The organism is Flavobacterium fluviale (assembly GCF_003312915.1).
GTDB lineage: Bacteria > Bacteroidota > Bacteroidia > Flavobacteriales > Flavobacteriaceae > Flavobacterium > Flavobacterium fluviale.
Genome location: NZ_CP030261.1, coordinates 2,372,844 through 2,394,283, shown reverse-complemented (window position 1 = coordinate 2,394,283; position 21,440 = coordinate 2,372,844). Strand labels below are relative to the sequence as shown.

Annotated in this window: 20 protein-coding genes; 10 read left to right on the top strand and 10 right to left on the bottom strand. The window is 31.8% G+C overall.

What is annotated here, in order from left to right:
• Window positions 1-44: 44 nt before the first annotated feature.
• Window positions 45-3,059: a tetratricopeptide repeat protein gene (locus tag HYN86_RS10535; protein WP_113677987.1), complete on the bottom strand. Its 3,015-nt coding sequence runs from the start codon at window positions 3,057-3,059 to the stop codon at window positions 45-47.
• Between the two features lie 323 nt (window positions 3,060-3,382).
• Between HYN86_RS10535 and HYN86_RS10530 the strand changes: the two genes are divergently transcribed.
• From HYN86_RS10530 to HYN86_RS10520, 3 genes are read left to right on the top strand one after another with little or no spacing between them, the layout of a single operon-like run.
• The gene (locus tag HYN86_RS10530) at window positions 3,383-4,066 is read left to right on the top strand and encodes a cell division ATP-binding protein FtsE (protein ID WP_113677986.1); all 684 of its coding nucleotides are present in this window, start codon (window positions 3,383-3,385) and stop codon (window positions 4,064-4,066) included.
• Entirely contained in the window at window positions 4,066-4,953 is an 888-nt protein-coding gene (locus tag HYN86_RS10525; protein WP_113677985.1) for a glycosyltransferase family 2 protein, read from the top strand. Before HYN86_RS10530 ends, HYN86_RS10525 begins: the two co-directional genes overlap by 1 nt.
• A 2-nt stretch (window positions 4,954-4,955) precedes the next feature.
• Complete coding sequence (locus HYN86_RS10520; RefSeq protein WP_113677984.1) at window positions 4,956-5,882, top strand: glycosyltransferase family 2 protein; 927 nt, start codon at window positions 4,956-4,958, stop codon at window positions 5,880-5,882.
• Here HYN86_RS10520 and HYN86_RS10515 read toward each other — a convergent pair.
• Both HYN86_RS10515 and HYN86_RS10510 read right to left on the bottom strand, forming a co-directional pair.
• Window positions 5,865-6,272, bottom strand: coding sequence for a sugar 3,4-ketoisomerase (locus tag HYN86_RS10515; protein WP_113677983.1), 408 nt, complete (start codon window positions 6,270-6,272; stop codon window positions 5,865-5,867). The genes HYN86_RS10520 and HYN86_RS10515 overlap by 18 nt on opposite strands.
• On the bottom strand, window positions 6,269-7,354 hold the full coding sequence (locus HYN86_RS10510; RefSeq protein WP_113677982.1) for a glycosyltransferase: 1,086 nt from the start codon (window positions 7,352-7,354) through the stop codon (window positions 6,269-6,271). Before HYN86_RS10510 ends, HYN86_RS10515 begins: the two co-directional genes overlap by 4 nt.
• Window positions 7,355-7,399: 45 nt before the next feature.
• Here HYN86_RS10510 and HYN86_RS10505 point away from each other — a divergent pair, with 45 nt between their 5' ends.
• Window positions 7,400-8,536, top strand: coding sequence for a glycosyltransferase (locus HYN86_RS10505; protein ID WP_113677981.1), 1,137 nt, complete (start codon window positions 7,400-7,402; stop codon window positions 8,534-8,536).
• Here the strand turns inward: HYN86_RS10505 and HYN86_RS10500 are convergent.
• From HYN86_RS10500 to HYN86_RS10470, 7 genes are all read right to left on the bottom strand, one after another.
• A complete protein-coding gene (locus HYN86_RS10500) occupies window positions 8,533-9,807 on the bottom strand; it encodes an O-antigen translocase (protein WP_230406454.1) in 1,275 nt (424 codons plus the stop codon). The genes HYN86_RS10505 and HYN86_RS10500 overlap by 4 nt on opposite strands.
• Before the next feature lie 2 nt (window positions 9,808-9,809).
• A complete protein-coding gene (locus tag HYN86_RS10495; RefSeq protein ID WP_113677980.1) occupies window positions 9,810-10,934 on the bottom strand; it encodes a DegT/DnrJ/EryC1/StrS family aminotransferase in 1,125 nt (374 codons plus the stop codon).
• Window positions 10,931-11,881, bottom strand: coding sequence for a FemAB family protein (locus tag HYN86_RS10490; RefSeq protein WP_113677979.1), 951 nt, complete (start codon window positions 11,879-11,881; stop codon window positions 10,931-10,933). The genes HYN86_RS10495 and HYN86_RS10490 overlap by 4 nt, the downstream gene beginning before the upstream one ends.
• Window positions 11,882-11,884: 3 nt before the next feature.
• A complete protein-coding gene (locus tag HYN86_RS10485; protein ID WP_113677978.1) occupies window positions 11,885-12,487 on the bottom strand; it encodes a trimeric intracellular cation channel family protein in 603 nt (200 codons plus the stop codon).
• 59 nt (window positions 12,488-12,546) lie between these two features.
• Window positions 12,547-12,957 (bottom strand): PH domain-containing protein, encoded by a 411-nt coding sequence (locus HYN86_RS10480; protein WP_113677977.1) that lies wholly within the window; start codon window positions 12,955-12,957, stop codon window positions 12,547-12,549.
• Window positions 12,958-12,969: 12 nt separating this feature from the next.
• Window positions 12,970-13,818 (bottom strand): hypothetical protein, encoded by an 849-nt coding sequence (locus tag HYN86_RS10475; protein ID WP_113677976.1) that lies wholly within the window; start codon window positions 13,816-13,818, stop codon window positions 12,970-12,972.
• Window positions 13,819-13,925: 107 nt separating this feature from the next.
• Complete coding sequence (locus HYN86_RS10470) at window positions 13,926-14,669, bottom strand: RDD family protein (protein ID WP_113677975.1); 744 nt, start codon at window positions 14,667-14,669, stop codon at window positions 13,926-13,928.
• Window positions 14,670-14,689: 20 nt separating this feature from the next.
• Here HYN86_RS10470 and HYN86_RS10465 point away from each other — a divergent pair, with 20 nt between their 5' ends.
• From HYN86_RS10465 to HYN86_RS10440, 6 genes are all read left to right on the top strand, one after another.
• Window positions 14,690-15,670: a stage II sporulation protein M gene (locus HYN86_RS10465; RefSeq protein ID WP_113677974.1), complete on the top strand. Its 981-nt coding sequence runs from the start codon at window positions 14,690-14,692 to the stop codon at window positions 15,668-15,670.
• A gap of 9 nt (window positions 15,671-15,679) precedes the next feature.
• Window positions 15,680-16,456 (top strand): DUF4129 domain-containing protein, encoded by a 777-nt coding sequence (locus tag HYN86_RS10460; RefSeq protein ID WP_113677973.1) that lies wholly within the window; start codon window positions 15,680-15,682, stop codon window positions 16,454-16,456.
• Window positions 16,457-16,460: 4 nt separating this feature from the next.
• Window positions 16,461-17,654 (top strand): DUF4350 domain-containing protein, encoded by a 1,194-nt coding sequence (locus HYN86_RS10455; protein WP_230406453.1) that lies wholly within the window; start codon window positions 16,461-16,463, stop codon window positions 17,652-17,654.
• Window positions 17,655-17,746: 92 nt separating this feature from the next.
• Complete coding sequence (locus tag HYN86_RS10450) at window positions 17,747-18,760, top strand: AAA family ATPase (protein WP_113677971.1); 1,014 nt, start codon at window positions 17,747-17,749, stop codon at window positions 18,758-18,760.
• Window positions 18,761-18,858: 98 nt separating this feature from the next.
• Window positions 18,859-20,190 carry a DUF58 domain-containing protein gene (locus HYN86_RS10445; RefSeq protein WP_113677970.1) on the top strand — a complete coding sequence of 444 codons (1,332 nt, stop codon included), beginning with the start codon at window positions 18,859-18,861 and terminating at the stop codon, window positions 20,188-20,190.
• 117 nt (window positions 20,191-20,307) lie between these two features.
• Window positions 20,308-21,393, top strand: a complete 1,086-nt coding sequence (locus HYN86_RS10440) for an alkaline phosphatase family protein (RefSeq protein WP_113677969.1) — start codon at window positions 20,308-20,310, stop codon at window positions 21,391-21,393.
• Window positions 21,394-21,440: the final 47 nt, after the last annotated feature.

Here is a 21,440-nt window from a genome sequence, read left to right as displayed (position 1 = left end):
TGTAAAATGTAAAGACATTTAACGTTTCACTTCTAACTTCTAACTTATTTATTAATCGACGAATTTGTTTTAGATTCTTCTAATTTTATCGCGCTCAATTCTTTTTTCGCTTCTTCAACCACATCTGGATAATCGGTAAAGTTGTTAATTACGTTATCTAAAATGTACGTTGCCTGATAGCTGTCTTTCAATCCGTAGAAGTTTTTCGCCATCAAAACCAAACCTTTAGCACCATAATATTTATAAGCAGAATAGCTTTTTGCTAATTTCTGAACGGCAGTGTTTGAAGCATCAAATTTTCCTTCTTTTGTTTTAAAATAAGCATCGTAATACAAGGCTTCTGCTGCTAATTCTCCTTTAGAAGTTGTCGCTAATTTTGCATAAGCAGTTTTTGCTTTATCTTCATTTCCAGTCTGGATAGCTGCTCTTGCAACGATAATTTGTGCATCTGCTTTTACACCGGCGTCAGCTTTTGGATTTTCTAGTACTTTTTCAGCAGAAACAACCGAATTGTCATAATCTTTTTTATCATAATAACACTTCATCAAATTCGCTTGAGCAAAGTTTTTATTCTGAGGAAAATCTGCTTCACTATCTAGACGTACTAAAACTGGAATGGCTTTATCGCAGTCTTTTGCTTTTAAGTAAATTTGAGCTAATCTGTTTAATGCCTGCTCCGTAAATTCATTTCTCGGCTGATCAATCACAAACTGATAATTCGCAATAGATTTAGTTTCAGAACCTTCTGCGTAGTACAATTGTGCCAAATAGAAATTAGCTTCAAGCGCGTGCATTCCATTCGGGAATTTACTCACATAACCAGCAAAGCCAGTTATTGCAGTTTTAGCATTATTTTGATTGTATTGTTTGAAAGCGGCATCGTATGTATCATTGTCTAAGTCAGCATCTGTAACGGCAACAAAATCCAGTGTACGAACCCAAGTTGCGTATTCATCTACTTTTCCAGTATCAACATAAATTAATCTTGCTGTAGAAACTGCTTCTAAAGCCTCTGGAGTTTTTGGAAATTCTGCTGCAACTTTTTTGAACTTTGTTAAAGCCTGCTCATCACGATCCGAATTGTAATAAATCAAACCTTGTTTTAAGATCGCTTTTGAAGTAAATGATCCGTTTTTAAATTCTGAAATCAACTGATCATAAGCTTTTAACGCCTGATCATTTTTCTTTTCTGCAACATACGTATTTCCTAACTCGTACAAAGCATCATCGCGGTAAGATGATTTGTTGTACATCTTAACAAAATTGTTCAGTTCATCAATTTTTTTCGCATTATTTGACATGAATCCGTAAGAAAGTGCCTTTTGAAATTGAGCGTAATCTGCATCCACACCTTTTGCTGCAATTGCTTTTGAGTATGCTTCGTTTGCTGCACTGTATTTTGAAGTCACAAAGCGACAGTCTCCCAAACGCAAATAAGAATCGTTTAAACGAACTTTATCTGAAGGAGAATTATCAATTTGCGCTTGAAAAGAATTAGCCGCCTGATCGTATTCTTTCAGTTTAAAATAAGTGTAACCAATATTATAATTGATATTTTTATATTCATCTGTCGATTTTGCGGCTGCCATTCCTGCAAACTGTTTGTAAGTCAGCAAAGCATTTTGCATATCATCATTAAGATATTCTGTTTCGGCTTTCCAGAAAGTAGCACGAGCTGTAAATTCAGGAGTTTTTTGCTCGCTTACAGCACTTTTAAACATTCTGCCAGCTTCTTGATAATTAGATTCATTATACAACTCTAATCCGCGGTAAAATAATACTTTTTGGTACGCAGCTTTGTTTTCTGCAGTTCTGTTTTTTTCTAATAAAGCCAGCGCTTCTTTGTAGTTTTTAGAAGAAATATAAGAGTCCACCAATAATTTTTCTACTTCTGCACGGCTTGAATTGTTTGGATATTTTTTTAGGAAATCCAACAAAATTCCTGGAACAGCTTGATAGGCATTTCCAATATCATAACTCAATTTAGCGTAATTTAAAGCCGCATCTTCTTGAATCTGCGCATTGAAATCCATTTCAGAAGCATTTTTAAAAGCATTTAAAGCTTCCTGCTTTTTACCAATATTCAAATAACTCAGCCCTAAATGGTAGTATGCATTTTGTGCCACGAAATCTTTTCCTTCAATAATTTTATTGAATTGAGAAATCGCTTTTTCATAATTTTTCTGCTCGTAATACGCGTAACCTAACTGATAAAAATCGGTATTATTCCACTTCCCTTTTTTACCTTCATATTTTTCTAAAAACGGAATCGCTTTGCCGTACTGTTTTAAATTGAAATAACTTTCTCCAATAATTTTATTCAACTCAGATTGTTCTAAAGCATTCGATTTTGCCATTGCAGTCTGCCCTAAATCAATTGCTTTTTGGAAATTTCCAAGTTTGAAATTCATATCAGCCTGATAATAGGAAAGCTTTTCTTTGTATTTTTCTTCGCCTGAAACTTCATCAAAATATTTAGTCGCTTCTTTATAATCGTCGCCTTCATAAGCCATAAATCCTAAATAATATTTAGCTTGAGAACCGTATTCTTTAGAATTCACTACTTTATTAAAATAATTGGTCGCTTCTTTTTTCTTTTTTGCATTAAAATAGCTGTAACCTTTCATGAAATTAAACTTATCCGACTCGGTTTTACTCATGTAACTTTCGTCTACTTTGTCAAACCACTGTAAAGCTTTTGGATAATTTCCCTGATCGAAAAAATACTGCGCCGCTTCTATATAAGCCTGATTTTGTTTGGTGCTCGTTGGATAATCGCTGACAAATTTTTCTACTAAAGCATCAGCATTTGCCTGATTGGTTCTTATCGCACAGTTGGCAATGTAAAACGCACAGTCTGACTGCACTTCCTCGGTTGTTGCGTTGCTCTTTACGTGTTGAAAGATAAGTTGTGCCGAAGCATATTGTTTGTCATTATATAAAGCCAGTGCTTTGTCAAAATCCTTTAAATCGTAAGTATATATAGCTGATTTTTGTGCCGAAACTGTGGTCGAAATAAGGATAATTTGGAATAAAAAGAACCAGGAAAGTTTACGCATTTTTGTAATATTTAGTATTCAAATGTATCATTTTATAACGTTTATAACGAAACGTTTTGAGGTTTTATTATGAACAAATTAATAAACGGATGTGATTTTCTGCGTTACAAAACTTCAAAATATTGGTTCTCAAACTTTCAAAAAAACAAATAAATCAAAACCTTTTAAGCAATATAGGCATTAATAGACTTTACTTGGCAATTATTAAAACGAACTTACAGAACTCACAGTGCAATTATTTAAACTTTTTCTTAAGAAATGATTGAAATTTATTTTGAATACAACCGTTATCTTATTACTTTTACGATTCAAATCAATTTATTATGTCACAAACCGTACTATCTCTTAAAGAAGTCACTATATATCAAGAAGGAAGAAAAATTATCTCTCATATTAATTTAGATGTTAATCACGGTGAATTTATCTACATCATCGGAAAAACAGGTTCTGGAAAAAGTAGTTTCTTAAAAACTTTATACGCTGATTTACCATTAGTTGAAGGAGAAGGACATATCGTTGAATTTGATTTGGCAACGATAAAAGAAAACGACATTCCGTTTTTGAGACGTAAAATCGGAATTGTTTTCCAAGACTTTAAATTACTTCCAGACCGTTCTATCAAAGACAATATGCTTTTTGTTTTAAGAGCAACCGGCTGGCACGAAAAAGATGCAATGCTGCACAAAATTGATGAAGTTTTGGATAAAGTCGGCATGAAAGATTTCGTGAACAAAATGCCGCATCAGCTTTCTGGAGGAGAACAACAACGTGTTGCAATTGCAAGAGCGCTTCTTAATGATCCAGAATTTATTCTTGCCGATGAACCAACAGGAAATCTTGATCCGCAGACGAGTTCTGAAGTTTTAGAAGTATTAAAAGCGATTAATGCAACTGGAAAAACCGTCATCATGGCAACACACGATTATGCATTATTGATGAAATTCCCTTCTAAAACACTAAAATGTGAAGATGAAAGAATCTTCGAAGTGGTGCAAAGAAGCGTGTAATGCTTTCGATTTTAATTCCGGTTTACAATTATTCTATTTTTTCGCTTGTAGAAACGCTGCACAAACAAGTTTTGGAATGTAATATTCCTTTTGAAATTATTTGTTTAGATGATGCATCGCAGGATTTTTTAATTGAAAACCAAAGAATTAATAAATTCACAAACGTCTCTTACAGCGTTTTGCAAAAGAATATTGGACGAAGCGCGATTCGGAATTTATTAGCCGAAAAAGCGGTTTACGATGATTTACTTTTTCTTGACGCCGATACTTTTCCTGTGCATGAAAATTTTGTTTTGAGTTACATTTCACAAATTAATAACAGCGAAAAAGTAGTTTATGGAGGTATTTTATATCAAAACATAAAACCGCCGAAAAATGAACTGCTGCGCTGGATTTACGGAATAAGAAGAGAAGCGTTAAAAGTCTCTGACCGAAATAAAAACACTTATTTGTCTTTTTTGAGCTTGAATTTTTTAATCAAAAAAAGTGTTTTTTCAAAAGTTCGTTTTAATGAAAGTATTCCAAATCTTAGACATGAAGACACTTTGTTTTCTTTTGAATTAAAGCAGAAACAAATAGAAGTAATTCATATCGAAAATCCAGTTTATCATTTAGGAATTGAAGATAGTAAAACCTTTTTAAGAAAATCTGAAGAAGCCGTTTTAGGTTTAAAAAACTTAGTCGAATCTGATTTAATTGCTCAAGATTATGTCAAGTTATCTTATTATTTTCAAACTATTAAAAAATATGGTTTAAAAAACATAATTGCTTTTACTTTCAGAATTTTCAAACCTTTATTTATCAATCAGTTATTAAGCAAAAACCCATCTCTTTTTCTTTTTGACCTTTACAGACTGGGTTATTACTGCTCTTTAAAAACACATTGAAAATGGCTTTTTTCTCTATAATAATTCCGCTGTACAACAAAGAAAATTTTATCGAAAGTACGATACAAAGCATTTTGAATCAGACTTTTCAGGATTTTGAAATTATTATAATCAACGACGGATCAACAGATAAAAGCGAAGAAAAAGTTTTGGGATTTAAAAACTCTAAAATTCACTATTTTTTTCAAGAAAATAAAGGCGCTTCTGAAACTCGTAATTTTGGAATTACAAAAGCATCGGCCGCTTATATCACTTTTTTGGATGCTGATGATTATTGGTATCCTGATTTCTTGAGCGTTATGTTTGAGAAGATAAACCAATTTCCAAAACATAAAATATTTACTGGAGCGATTGAGATTGAAACTCCTAAAAACACAATTCCAGCTCTGTATTCTATTGAAAAAACAAACGAATCTGAAATTGTAAATTACTTTAAAGCAAGTTTAAAACAATCTGTTATTTGTACTTCTTGTGCTGTTTTTCACAAAAGTATTTTTGACGAAATTGGATTGTTTGACCCCAAAATAAAAAGCGGTCAGGACACCGATTTATGGATTAGAATGGGACTTGTTTATCCTGTATTATTTTCATGGCAAATTCTCGCAAGATACGTTTATGATGATAAAAGTTTATCTAAAAACGATGCGTTTTTAACTGCTAAAATGGATTTCACTAAATTTTTAGAAGCTGAAAAATCAAATCCTGACTTGAAGCTTTTTTTGGATTTGAACCGTTTTTCGCTCGCTGTTAAAAGTAAAACAGCCTCAAATAAAACACTTTTTAATTATTATTACAATGGAATTGATTTGGATAATCTAAGCTTAAAAAAGAGATTTTTATTAATGCTTCCTTCTTTTTTACTGCGAATATTAATCGAAGTAAAACTAAAATCAGCAGAAATGGGAATAGGTTCATCTGTTTTTAAATAACTTGAATTTTTTGTATTCCCGAATGTAATCTTCCTCATTAAATTCTGCTGAAGAAAGAACCAGGCAAACACTTCCGGAAGAAAAATTCTGAAGTTCTCTCCAAATTCCAGACACAATAAGCAATCCAACATTCGGCTTGTTAAGCGTAATAATTTGTTTATTTTTTCCGTCTTTTAAAATCACATCAAAACTGCCGCTTAACGGAATTAAAAATTCTTGCTGCTCCTTATGGGCATGACCGCCTCTTTTGCTTCCGCTCGGCACATCATATAAATAATAAACCCTTTTAGAAACAAACGGAATTGTATCTCCTTCAACAACAGATAGATTACCCCTCCTATCCTGAATTTTAGGAATTTCGATTAACTGAATATCTGAAATACTTGTCATTTTTGATTAATTAGAAGGTTTTTCCATTGTTTAGCAATATTTCTCAGCGATAAATGTTTTACACTTTCTGCTGCATTGTTTTTGCAAAAATGGTACAATTCGCTATCATCTGCAAACCGTTTTATGGCTTCGGATAAAGCTTTAACATTGTTGTTTTCAACTAGTAAGCCATTAATTTCATTCTGAATAATTTCTCTAGGACCCGAATTGCAATCGACAGCTACAACAGGAGTTCCTAGAGCCAGCGACTCTACAATCGAAAGCGGAAAACCTTCGTAATAACTTGTTAGAATAGTAAATTTAGCTTTGCGAACTTCATCAAACGGATTTTGCTTGAAAGGAAAAATAGAAACGTAATTACTTAAATCTAGATCTTTAATTTTTTGCTGTATAAATTCTAAATCATTTCCATCTCCTAAAAGATGCAGTCGAAAGCCTTTTAGAAAAACTTCAGATTGTAAAAAAGCTTCCAGCATCAATGTAAAATTTTTCACTTTTTCATCAAATCGTCCAAAAAACAAAATCACTTTTTGGGTTTCAGAAACTTCTTTTCTGATTTCGCCATCAGCAATAAAAAAAGGATTATATATTGTAATGGTATTTTTAAGATTATAAAGCTGCTTTACTTTTTCTTCAATTGTTTTCGATACACAAATCAAAGCTTCAGTGTTTTTATAAATTATTCTAGACCAAAATACCGACGAAGGAAAATAATTCTTAAAATTATAACTGTGCACAACGTAATAGATTTTGGTATTTCGATAAATTAATCTCGTAATTAATTCTCTCAACAATACATTTCTAGTTCTGCCGTCTATTACAATTTCTATATTATTTGTGGTTAAATAACGCCTTAATAAGATTCCTTTTTTAATTTTTTTGAAGAAAGAAAAACATCCAGAACTTTCTTTTTCTAAATTATATAAAGTTCCTGTGTACGAATAATCTACAACGTCATTTACAACAATAGAATGCACTTCAAAGCCAGATTCTTCTAACATTAAAGTCAGTAAAGCTGCGAAACGTTCTGCTCCTCCTTTTCCTAAAGAATTTGAAACAATTGCAACTTTCTTTTTATTCATGTTTTTAACCAAAAAAGTAAATATATTTGTCAAATATACACATAAATGAAAGTTTTACTGGTAGGCGAATACAGTCATTTGCACAATTCTTTGAAAGATGGTTTGCAAAAATTAGGACATGATGTTTTTATTATTGGTCAAAATGACGGTTTTAAAAACTTTCCAGTCGACTTTCCTATTCAGAAAAAATGGGATTCTGGTTTTTTAAAAAAAGTAAAAATTGCAGTTTATAAACTTTCTGGATTCGACATTAGTTCTTATTTGACATACCGCCAATTTTTAAAATTCGAAAAAAAATGTTCAGGGTTTGATGTCGTGCAGTTAATTAACGAAAACAGTTTTCATTGCACGTATTATTTCGAGAAGAAGATCATTTCGAGCCTTTTAAAAAACAACCAAAAATTATATTTGTTAAGTTCTGGGTACGATTATTTAAATGTAAAATATTGCTTTGAAAACCCTGATTTTAAATCTGTAATTCCGTTATATCAGAATCATAAAATTGATCAAAAATCATTTGCTAATGTTTTGAAATTCCGCAAGAAAGAGTTCTTCAAACTGCATCAATATATTTACGAAAACTGTAATGGCATTATTGCTTCAGATTTAGATTATCATCTTCCTCTTAAAGGAACCGGTAAATATTTAGGGATGATTCCAAACCCAATAAATACCGACAAGCTTCAATTTCAACCTCTTAAAATCATCGGTAAAATCATTATTTTTCATGGAATCAACAATGATAATTATTTAAAAAAAGGAAATGATTATTTTGAAAAAGCTTTAGAAATAATAGAAAGAAAGTACGATTCTAAAGTTGAAATAATTACGGTTCGAAGTGTTCCATATTCAGAATACATTAATCTTTACAATCGTTCCCATATCTTATTAGATCAAATTTATGGATACGATCAGGGCTACAATGCTTTGGAATCAATGGCAAAAGGAAAAGTGGTTTTTACTAATGCCGAAACTGAGTTTACAGAATATTACAATCTTACTGAAAAAGTATGTATAAACGCTATTCCTGACGTAGATTATTTAGTAAATGAATTGTCTTTTTTAATTGAAAATCCTGAAAAAATTACAGCAATAGGAAAACACGCCAGAGACTTTATAGAAGAACATCATAATTATATAAATATTGCACAAAAATACGTGCAGAAATGGAACGAAAATTAAAACAAACTTTTCCTAAAATAGATCGCAAGGATTATCAAATAACATAAATTCTGGAAAGCGTAAGCTATTACAACTCCCTCTATTTGAAATATTTGAATATAATAAACACTAGCCGTATACAGAATAAATAAAGAAAATAATTCTGTAAGTATAAAAGCCGAAGTCAATTTTTTTGCAAAAAACTGATAGCCTAAAATCAAGGCGCAGACTTTAAAAACATCTCCCAAAAACTGCCACAAAAACAAATCTGCGACAGGCAGAAATTCTTTGCTAAAAAGAAGTCTTACTACAAAAAACCTTATGGAATAAAGAAAAATCAGTCCTAGAATAAAAACAGGAAGAATGAATTTATAAAACTGCCAAAAAATACTTTTAGTTTCTTGGTTAGTTGATGCTTTTGCTAGTTTTGGCAAAAAATAAACGGTCAAAATAGTGCTGACAAATAAGAGGTAATAAGATGAAATTCTCGTCATAGTTTCCCAATAACCTGCTTGTTCAATTCCTAAATTCTGAATGATATGATTTCGAATTGCCAGAAAAACAAATGGTCCCAGAACCGAAGAAACCAATGCCATCAAGGAATACGAGGAAAGATTTTTTATGATTTTAAAGTCAAATAAATCAAGTTTTACCATTTGAAAAAAGTTGATTTCTTTTTGAACGAGATAAAACGTAACAAAAAATAACAACGCCGGCGCAATTACAATTGCTAATAATGCACCATTTGTTTGAAATTGTAAAATCAAAAAGAGAGAAACCAATAAGCCAATTGTGTTTCCGATGATATTGATCCAGATTACTTTCTGAAATTTTCCTAAACCATTGATTAAAGCGACAAAAAAAATGGAAACGGCATAGCAAGGCAAAGCCAAAGCCAGCACTCTGAAAACCATCAGATATTCTGTACTGTTTCCAAAAATTTGAGTATTCCAATACGAGGCTGAAAAAAATAAAATACTACCTAAAAAAACGGCAGTAATCAATAAAGCTACAATAACGGTAGTTGTAATTTTTTGAAGTTCAACTTTATTTTTTTCATTTTCGGCTGTGTATTTTACGATGCCATTTTGAAATCCTAAAGTGGAAATATTTTCTAATGAAGTTAAAAAATTACGAAGATTTCCAACCAAAGCCATGCCGCTTGGTCCGACAAAAACGGCAAGTATTTTTGAAGTAATTAAACCAATTCCGATTTTTAAAACAACGCTGAAACTGTTTAAAGAAGTAATCTTAAACAAACTGGTTTGACCTATTTTTTTATAAAAATTCAAACTTAATATTGATTTAGAATTTCAATTATAAAATCAACCTCAGATTCTGTTAAAACGGGACTCATTGGCAAGCTTAAAACTTCATTATGAATCTTTTCTGTTACAGGAAATGATAAATTATTCCATCCAAAAGTTTCGGAAAAAAAAGCTTTTTGTTTGTGGGGCGGAATTGGATAATGAATTAATGTTTGAATATTATTTTGGACCAAATAATTCTGTAAATCGTTTCTATTTTCTGTCCGAATAACAAATAAATGGAAAACATGATTATTTGAAAAATCCCAAAATGGCAATTTTATTTTATCATTTTTAATTTCAGACAAATAGCGTTTTGCAATCTTTCTTCTTTTTTCATTATCAGCATTTAAATTAGGAAGCTTCAAATTTAAAAATCCAGCTTGAAGTTCATCTAATCTCGAATTAATGCCAATATATTCGTTGTGATATTTTTGCTCAGAGCCGTAATTTCGAAGCGAAAAAAGCACTTTCGCCAGTTCAGCATCATTTGTTGTTATTGCACCGCCGTCGCCTAAACAGCCAAGGTTTTTTCCTGGATAAAAACTAAAAGCGACTGCTGATTTAAGTCCCGAAGCCTCTGGATCGATTTTAGATTTTATATTGTTTTCTGCTCCGTGAGATTGCGCCGCATCTTCTACAACAATAAGATTATATTTTCCTGCAATTTTATTTATTTTATCCATTTCCGATAGCTGCCCGTATAAATGAACAGCCAAAATGGCTTTTGTTTTTGAGGTTATTTTTTCCTCTATTAAATCTGGATTTATATTGAAAGTTTCTAATTTAGGCTCCACCAAAACTGGGACTAAATCGGCTTGCAAAATGGACAAAATACTCGCTATATAAGTATTTGCCGGAACGATAACTTCGTCTCCTTTTTGAAGTTTCCCGAGTTCTATATAACCTTTAAAAATCAGAATTAAAGCATCTAAACCATTTCCGACTCCAATGCAGTATTTAGATTGGCAGTATTCGGCAAATTTTCTTTCAAACATTTCCACTTCTTTCCCTAAAATATACCAGCCGTTATGTAAAACAGTTTTCAGTTTTTCCTGAAAAGCAGTTTCATAAGGTTCGTTGATTTTTTTTAGGTCTAAAAATGGTATCACTTTATTTCAATTTTATAAAAATCCTGGCTGTAAACGGAACAGCCTAATTCTTGTTTCTGCGTTAAAAGTCCATGATTATAGCCCGAGTCATTTTCTTCATCCACAATTCCCATATCAAAAAACTGTTTCCCTTTTCGTTTGTATTTGTGAAGCAAATTAATAAACAAAAAATCAAGGGCACGAAATTCTTCTCCCTTTTTTGAAGTAGCACCATACTGCGATTTAATGACATTTTTGGTTTCAAAAATCGTAATTCCTGCAATGATTTCATCATCTTTATATGCAGAAAACTGTTTGATACTTAGAGGAAACTTCGTTTTTAAAAGTGTGATTTCTTCTTTGGAATGAACAGGTTTTGTATCAAATTTTTCTAATAATCTTGGTTCTAAAATTTTTTTCCAAAATGGATCGAAATTCTCTTCTTCTACGATATCTAAAACAAGGTTTTCAATTCTTCTAAAATGCTTCATTTTGCTTTTAGAAATTTTTAAAGGAATTGTAAGATTAACTGCCAGATTCATTTCTTTTCGTTCTAAAACGGCTCCTCTTTTCAGCAAAAAAAAATCTATTACTGCATTTCCTTCAGAAAAATAAAAATCTGGAATCGGTTTATAATAAAAGGTTTCGATTTTATTTTCTTTGAAAAAAAGTAAAATTTCATCTAAAATTACTTCGGCTTTTTCTGCTTTCAGTTTAGATAAAAAGACCAATCCTCCGTATGTAAGTCCTTGATGAGAATACACTGCATTTTCTCGTTTATTAGCTGGAAGAATGGCACGTAGTTTCTCATCTTCAAAAACTAAAAGAGAAAAATCTTCAAAGCGGTCACTATGATATTCCATAAAATCGCGGTGAAATAAAAACGTGGCATTTTTGGCCTCGGCGACAAAATCGTTCCAAAGTGCAAAATTGCTCGAATTATATTTTTTTACGGTATATTTTGTCATCAATTATTTATGATCAAATGCTTTTAAATGCCATTTGTATTTTACAGCCAGCAGTCTAATTACAATAATTACGAGTGAAGTAACCAAATATAAAACATCGACATTTAAATTTAGTGTTCTTAAACCAAAGAATACGAATCCGCCGAAAATACAGATTGTAGCATATATTTCTTCTCTAAAAACGTTCGGAATTTCGTTGCACAAAATGTCTCGAATTACACCGCCAAAACAAGCTGTCATTGTTCCTAAAGCAATACAAATTCCGGGATGCAGTCCAATCATAATTCCTTTTTCGAGACCGATTAAAGTAAAAACTCCCAAGCCAATTGTATCAAATAGAAATAAAGAAGTTCTAAGTTTATCGAATTTTTTTCTAAAAATAATAGCTAGAAAGAAACCTAAAATAATCACGTATACGTACTGCATATCACGCATCCAGCCCACCGGAGTTCGACCAATAAGAACGTCACGAAGCGTTCCTCCTCCTACTGCGGTAACAAACGCAATTATAAAAACTCCAAACGGATCTAGTTTTTTATGCATCGCCGTTAAAGCGCCAGACATAGCAAACGCCATTGTACCAATAATATCTAAAAGATGAAACATTTTTTCTTAAGTTACAAAGATCTAAAAGTGCAAAGGTGCAGAGATTTTATTAATTGTTTCTATTTTTTTAGTACTATTTTTATTTCAGGATTTATTCTTTTTACTGCTTCTAAAAATCTGATTTTATCTTTTGGTGAAATTAAAAGCGTATCAAATTTATTATATAAAATTTCTAATCGGTTAAATGCCAGTGCAGGCGAACTTATAATATTAAAAGTTTCCGATTTTTTTTTTATGTCCTTAATTTCAATCAAAAAATTAAAGAAATAACTGCATTTTATTTTTAGCTTATCGCCTTCAATACTATAAACAGTTGTTGAAAATGAATAGATAACATAACTAATTACTACGATTATAAAAATAAAACCAACCCAATTTTGATCGTAAGCTAATCGTATTAGTATCAGCGTAAATAATAAGCATACCAAAATTACAAACCACAAATCAATTTTAGATTTGAATTTTTCCATTTTTTAACTCTATTATTTTTTAACGTAAATTGGACTTCTTTTTAATAAATAAGTAACAGAATCCATCCAGCTGTCTTTCACCGCTAGAAAAGGTTTACGAGTTTGAGAGTATATTTTGTCTTTGTTTTTATACATATCAAAATATACGGTATAATAGTAATAAGTCTGATTATTTGATGTTGTAGTCGAGATGTCGCTTGTTTTTACCTTTTTATTATTGTCGCTTACTTTTGCATTTCCGCTGTTATAAGTTGTCGCAGTCGCACCAGTTCCTATTGTGTATGAAACTTTAGCTGCTACAATATTATCAACACCAAGTATTTTTTCAAGGTCATCAATTGGCGTCTCATCAATATTATTGTGGTCTATTCCTGCTTTGTGAAGCAGACTGTTTGTTGTTCTTAAATCTTGGACTGTTAACGGAAAAATATTTGAAGATTTATCCAGCAGTTTATTATAAAGATCGTTTTGAGCAAATTTAGCCATGTCTTCTGAGCTTTCCTGAGTATCTGAATTCACATAAGGAACCGGAAGCACAGCTATTGTATTTGGCTTCATTTGTGATGCTGTAATTGCTGATGATCCAGAAGATGGTGAGCTATTGCCAGAATTCACATCAAAAGTTTGTGATCTTCCACTGGCAAAATCAATTCTGGCAATCTGTGAAACATCAAGCGAAATTTGAAGTGTTTCGCCTGGTAGCGAATATTCAACGGTTTTATCAGACATTTTTGAAATCGTACATTCAATAATCTGATAATCTCTTTTTATTATTTTATCCAATTTTTTTCCGCCTTGAGCGAAACTAAAAACAACGGCAAATAACATTAATATGACAAGGAGTGACTTTTTACTTTTCATGTTCAGAAGTTTTTTAATTAAAAAATACCATAACTAAATAATCAGTTAAATATAAAAAATTTAAACCTAAAACATTCAAAATAATTCTCATTCCTTAAAGAAAAATTTTACATATGCTGCGTGTAGAAGTTGTAATCTTTTAAAATAACCCTGATAAAATCGCTGTTATTTCCAGATTGATTCTTAATTCCGGTTACGCTTTCAATTTTGGCTACCAATTTATAAATGATTTCATGATCATTTTTAGCCTCGGCTTTTTGATACGTTTCCTTGATAATTCGCATATCGTTGTCCGAAAGTTTTATAACTAACGGATAAGTCGGCACATAAGCATCTCCAATTTCTTCTAAAATAGTGTGACTGATATTAATTTTATTCTTTAAAGTAATAACGGCTGTACCCGCTGCCATATCGCCTAGACGCTGTGATTTTTGGCTGGTTATTATCGAAATAAGCCCTGGAAGTCCAAAAAGGCTAAAAAAATCAATAACCCTAAAAAACCAGCGTATTAAATAGTCTCCAAAACCCGCTTGATATCCGTCGATTTTGACCACTTTAATTTTAACTAGTTTTTTCCCAAGTGACTGTCCTTCAAAAATACTTTCAAAAAATAAAGAGTAAACTATAACCGGCGAATAGATAATTAAATAAACTGCTCCTTTAGACCAGCCGTCTAGATTAGCAAGCAGTCGATCGAATTGCAGCCAGTTGAATAGAACCACTGAAATTGCAGTACAATATGAGATTATTATAAACAAATCAATAAAAAAAGCACCCAGCCGCTCGCCTATAGAAGCGGCAATAAAATTTATTTTGACATTTTGTGTCGTATTAATAGATAATTCTGACATATTTTATATTTTAGCCAACAATGAGAGAAATCGCCTTTATAAAACAAAACAAAGAAAAATGGCTCGAATTCGAGCTGGCAATTTTTGGTAAAGCTAAAAAAAATCCTGATGAATTAGCTAATTTGTACATTCAAATGATGAATGATTTGTCGTATGCCCAAACGTATTATCCTAAAAGTAAAACGGTTGTGTACTTAAATCATCTCGCTTCTCAGATTTACCAAAAGATTTACAAAACTAAACGAACAGACTCCAATCAAATTATAGATTTTTTTAAAATTGATGTTCCGCTTTTGGTTTACGAATACAAAAGATATTTGCTTTATGCTTTTGCATTATTTTTTGTTACTGTTTCAATTGGAGTTCTTTCTGCCCGCTATGATCAAGATTTTGTCCGCTTAATTTTAGGAGACGAATATGTAAATATGACTATGGCGAACATCAAAAAAGGCAATCCGATGGCCGTATATGGCTCTGGAAGCAATTGGGGAAGTTTTATCGGCATTACGGTGAACAATCTTTTTGTAGGTGCCAAATGTTATTTTTACGGAATTTTTGCGGGCATTGGGACTTTTAGCATTTTTCTTCAAAACTGTATTATGCTGGGTTCTTTTCAATATTTCTTTTACGAACAAGGTGTTTTCTGGAAAAGCGTTCGAGGAATTTGGATTCACGGTGCTATGGAAATTTTCGCAATTGTTATCGAAACAACAGCCGGTTTTATTTTAGGAGCTTCTATCCTATTCCCTAAAACTTTCTCCAGAATTAATTCTTTTAAAATTGGTTTTAAAAACAGTTTTAAAATATTTTTAAGTACTTTTCCTTTTACAATAAGTGCTGGATTTTTAGAAGGCTTTATTACGCGATATTCTATCGATATGCCTAATTGGTTAAGCAGTTTAATTATTTTGGCGACGCTTGCACTTATTTCATTTTATTACTTGATTTATCCTTTTATGGTGCACAAAAAAATACATTCTTTAACTGCCAAAAATCTTTAAGACCAAGTAATGACAAGATTATTATTTATTTTTTCTTTTCTTTTTTGCTGCGGTATTTCTATGGCACAGGATTCGGTTGTTACAACTCCGGAACCTCCAAAAATTGCTGTAATTAAATATACGGAAAAGGATATTCAGGTTGATTCGAATACTGTCGAAGCCAAGCATTTTGAGAAAAACTTCAAAAAAAAATATACTGATCCAGAATTTGTATACGAATATAAAGCTCCAGAAAAAAGCTGGTGGGACCACTGTATACATTGGCTGGCTGGAATCTTTTCAAGTTTATTCAACTTTAAAAGCGTAAAGACATCATTGAATTTTGTCGTTATATTATTTAGGATTATTGCTGTCTTAATAGTCATTGTTTTGATTTATTTCATAGCACGAGCGTTGACTAAACAAGAAGGAAAATGGATTTTTGGAAAAAATGCCAATAAAAAAGCCATTTTTTATTCGGATGCTGAAAAAAATATTCATCTTTTAGATTTTGAAAAACTAATAAAAGAAAGTATCGAAACGGGGGAAAGAAGAGCTGCCGTACGCTATTATTATCTGTGGCTTTTAAAAGTAATGGCGCAGCATAATTACATTGAATGGGATATCGAGAAAACAAATTCTGATTATTTGTACGAGTTACAACAGCCTGCTCATAAAGAGGAGTTTACCTATCTTTCTTATTTGTACAATTATATTTGGTACGGCGAATTTGAGATTGATGATGCAATATTCAGTAAAACTGAAAACAGATTTAAAAAAGCTTTAAAAACCTTCGGCAATGGATAAAAACATGAAAATATACATTGCTATACTGGTTTTGCTTTTCGGTATAGTACTTTTAACAGACAAGGGGAAACCAAAACCTATTGACTGGACTCCTACGTATTCTGTTAATGATAAAATTCCGTTTGGATTATACATTTTAGATCAAGAATTTAATGGCTTTTTTAAGAAACAAAAAGTCAAAAAAATCTCAACTGAAACGCCTTACGAATATTTAGATTCCCAATATGATGAAAATGAAAATGTAGAAAACTACAAAATTAAAGGTACTTTCATCAATATTTCTGAAGCCAATAATATTGACGATCAGTCTATGAAAGAGATTTTATATTTTGTCTCGCATGGAAATAAGGCTTTTTTAAGCATGAGAGCATTTCCAAAATTATTGCTGGATTCTTTAAAAGTAGAATTGAAAACAGATTTTATGCCGTCTGAAAATGTTTCGATCTGGATGGCTAATAAAAAGGTAAGCACAAAAAAATATACTTTTAATACTGGCTTAAGCGATTATTTTTCTAAAATAGATACTTTAAACACAAAAGTTCTTGGTTATCAGAACAGCAATAAAAATAAAAGACAAATTAATTTTATTGAAGTTCCGTACAAAAATGGATATGTGTATTTACACACACAGCCGGTAGCGTTTACGAATTATAATCTGCTTAAAAAAGATCATTACCAATATGCCGAAAATGTATTGTCTTATTTTACAAAAGGAAATATTTTTTGGTATACTAAAAGTTTCAATGATAAAAGAATTTCAAATTCTCCTATGCGCTATATTTTATCGCAGCCAGCTTTAAAATGGGCATGGTATTTAGCCTTAATTGGTATTTTGATTTTTATGATCTTTAATGCAAAACGTAAGCAGCGTATTGTGCCGATTATAAAACCGTTAGAGAATTTAACGGTGGATTTCACGAAAACCATCGGAAATTTATATTATCAGGAAGGAGATCATGCTAATATTATTGACAAAAAGATTATTTATTTCCTAGAAAAAATAAGAACCGATTATTTAATTGACACGTCAAAATTAGATGATGATTTTATTGCAAAACTGCATCATAAAACAGGCAAAGACGAGAAAGACATTCAAGAACTTATCGACTTAATAAATCATCACAGAAAGAGTTATCACGGAAGCCTGGAAGAAGATTTGATCCGAATAAATACAGCAATAGAAAAGATTTTACATTAATTATTTTAGCCAGAGATTAATACAGATTAGTCAAAATCACTTAATCCTTTAATCTGAGGCAAGAAAAAACAAATAAAAAAACAGACCAAATTATGGACGACATCAATACAACATCAAACGAAATCACAAATGAAAATGTGAATTTTGAAACTAGAATTAATTTAGGGCCTCTTTTAGAGCACGTAAATACAATTAAAAAAGAGATTGAAACTGTAATTGTTGGGCAGCATAAAATGGTGGACCAGCTTTTGGTTGCAATTTTGTCAAACGGTCATGTTCTTCTAGAAGGTGTTCCTGGAGTTGCGAAAACGATCACAGCCAAATTATTATCAAAAACATTAAACATTGATTTCAGCAGAATTCAATTTACGCCCGATTTAATGCCTTCTGATATTTTAGGAACTTCGATTTTTAACCTAAAAACTTCAGAATTTGAATTCAAAAAAGGACCGATTTTCTCTAATTTAATTTTAATTGATGAGATAAATCGTGCTCCTGCCAAAACACAAGCCGCGCTTTTTGAAGTTATGGAAGAGCGTCAAATTACAATCGACGGATCTGGTTATCAATTAGAAACACCGTTTTTGGTAATTGCAACCCAAAATCCAATCGAGCAAGAAGGAACTTATCGTCTTCCAGAAGCGCAGTTAGACCGTTTTCTTTTCAAAATCACTATCGATTATCCAAAATTAAATGAGGAGATTTTGATTATTCAAAGAGAACATTCTTTACAAGATCACGGAAAACTAGATGCGATAAAAACAATCCTTTCATCTGATGAAATTAAGCAGTATCAAGGTTTGGTAAAACAAATTAGAGTTGAGCAAAATTTACTGGAATATATTGCAAGAATCGTGGTTAACACACGTGAAAACGCCTTTTTATATTTAGGAGCTTCTCCTCGTGCTTCAATCGCTATTTTGAATGCCTCCAAAGGTTTTGCTGCCATCCGCGGGCGTGATTTTGTTACGCCAGAAGATATAAAAGAAGCTGCAATTCCTGTTTTACAGCATCGTGTTATTGTAACGCCAGAACGTGAAATGGAAGGCATTACGAGTTCAGAAATTATTAAACAGATTATCGAGACTGTAGAAATCCCAAGATAATTGTTAATTATAAATGGTTAATGGTTAGTGTTGAGACAAACTTGAAACCTGAAACCTGAACCTGAAACTTGAAACCTGAAACTTGAAACATCGAAAAAATGAAGTTCATAAAAAGTCTATATCTGAATAATTTCTTCTTCTATGTGCTTTTAGGCATAATAGGATTGTTTATTTGTGCTTTTATTTTTCCGAATCTTTATAATGCGGTTTGGCTTATTGTTTTGGGTTTGGTGACTTTTTTAGGTCTTGATATCCTGATTTTATATTTAGCAAGAACTGGGCTTGAAGCAGAAAGAATTACGCCGGAAAAATTATCGAATGGAGATTTAAATACCATTCGAATCAACTTGAAAAATCATTATAATTTTCCTGTTTCGGTTAAGATAATTGATGAAATTCCGTTTCAGTTTCAAGTTCGTGATTTCAAGATTGTAAAATCAATCAAAGCATCAACGCAAAAAGAAATTAGCTACGAACTTCGCCCGACAGAACGCGGCGAATATCATTTTGGAGCTTTAAATGTTTATGTATCTTCTCCTTTAAAACTAATTGCTAGAAGATTTGCTTTTGACAAAGACCAAATGGTTCCGACGTATCCATCTTATATTCAGTTAAGAAAATACGATTTAATTGCTTTTTCTAATAATCTTTTTCAATACGGAATTAAAAAAATCCGCCGAATTGGACACACAATGGAATTTGAACAGATTAAAGAATATGTACAAGGCGATGATTTAAGGACATTAAACTGGAAAGCTACTGCCAAAAGAAATTCTTTGATGGTCAATCAGTTTCAAGACGAAAAATCACAAACTGTTTATATGGCAATTGACAAAGGCCGTGTCATGCAAATGCCTTTTGACGGCTTAAGTTTATTAGATTATGCTATAAATTCGGCTTTGGTTTTATCAAATGTCATTCTGAAAAAACAAGATAAAGCAGGACTTTTTTCATTTTCTAAAAAGGTAGAAAACAGAGTTTTTGCCGAAAGAAGAGCTTCTCAAATGCAAAAGATCTTAGAAACTTTATACAATGTAAAAACCGATTTTTTCGAAAGCGATTACAGCCGATTATATGTTGATATTAAGAAAAATATCAATCAAAGAAGTTTAATTATTCTGTATACCAACTTTGAAACAATGGACGGACTGAATCGCCAGTTACCTTATTTAAAAGGAATTGCAAAAAGTCATTTATTGGTTGTTGTTTTCTTTCAAAATACCGAACTGAATTCGATCATCAATAAAAAAACAAGCACGATTCAGGAAGTTTATGACAAAGTGATTGCTGAAAAATTTATGTTCGAAAAACGATTAATCGTAAACGAACTGAAAAAATACGGAATCCATTCGGTTTTGACACAGCCAGAAAATCTTACGCTTGACGCCATTAACAAATATTTGGAAATTAAGTCTAGAGGAATTTTATAAATTTTCCCTTCTATTAAGTTAAAGTTACCTTACCTTATCACGTAAAAATTAATTGATTAAATTAATTAGTTTTGAAAAAAAATCAAAACGATTCATTGTAATTTCAATTAATAAAAAATGAAAAAATTAATCCCAATTCTGTTCATTTTATTAAGCTTTAAATCTCTGGCACAAAAAACAGAAAACATAATCATCATTACTACAGATGGTTTTAGATGGCAGGAAGTTTTTAAAGGAATTGACCCAGCTATTGCCAATGATAAAAAATTCAATCAGGGAGACAGCGCCTATATTTATAAAAAATATTCCAATCCTGATATCAAAGAAGCTCGTAAAAAATTAATGCCTTTTTTCTGGTCCGAAATCGCTTCAAAAGGTCAGATTTACGGTAATCGAGATTTAGGAAATAAGGTCGATGTTGCCAATCCGTATTGGTTTAGTTATCCAGGCTACAGCGAAATAATGACTGGAAATGTTGACCTGAAAGTAAATTCAAACGGCTATAAAGCCAATCCCAATGTAAATGTATTAGAGTTCTTGAACCAGCAGTCTAAGCTAAAAGGAAAAGTTGCTGCTTTTGGTGCTTGGGATGCTTTTGATAGAATTCTGAACGAAGAAAGAAGCGGGTTTCCTGTCATTTCTGCTTTCGATAAAGTAGGAGGAAATAAGCCAACTGCAATGCAAAAACTGCTTAACGAAATGCGTGACAACTCCTATAAGCCTTTTCACCAAGACGAATGTTTAGATGTTTTCACACATTATCAGGCATTAGACGAATTAAAAAATAAAAAGCCTAAAGTGCTTTACATTGCCTATGGCGAAACCGATGAGTGGGCACATCATGCACAATATCGTTCGTATTTAGATGCTGCAAACCAAGTCGATAAATGGATCGAGGAAATTTGGAATTTTGTTCAAAATGACCCGCAGTACAAAAACAAAACTACTTTATTTATAACGGTTGACCACGGCCGAGGCGACAAAGTAAAAGCACAATGGACAGATCATGGCTCTGACGTTCCTGGCGCATCTGAAATTTGGTTTGCTGCAATGGGACCTGAAATTGGTCCAAAAGGCGAAATTAAAACCGAATCTCAATTGTATCAAAAACAATTTGCCCAAACTTTAGCAAAAATTATGGGATATGATTTCAAGACTGATCATCCTGTAGAAACTGAGATTAAAGAAATTTTTAAGAAATAATTTTTAGCCACGAATTCACGAATTTTATTTTTTTTATTGTAAAAGAA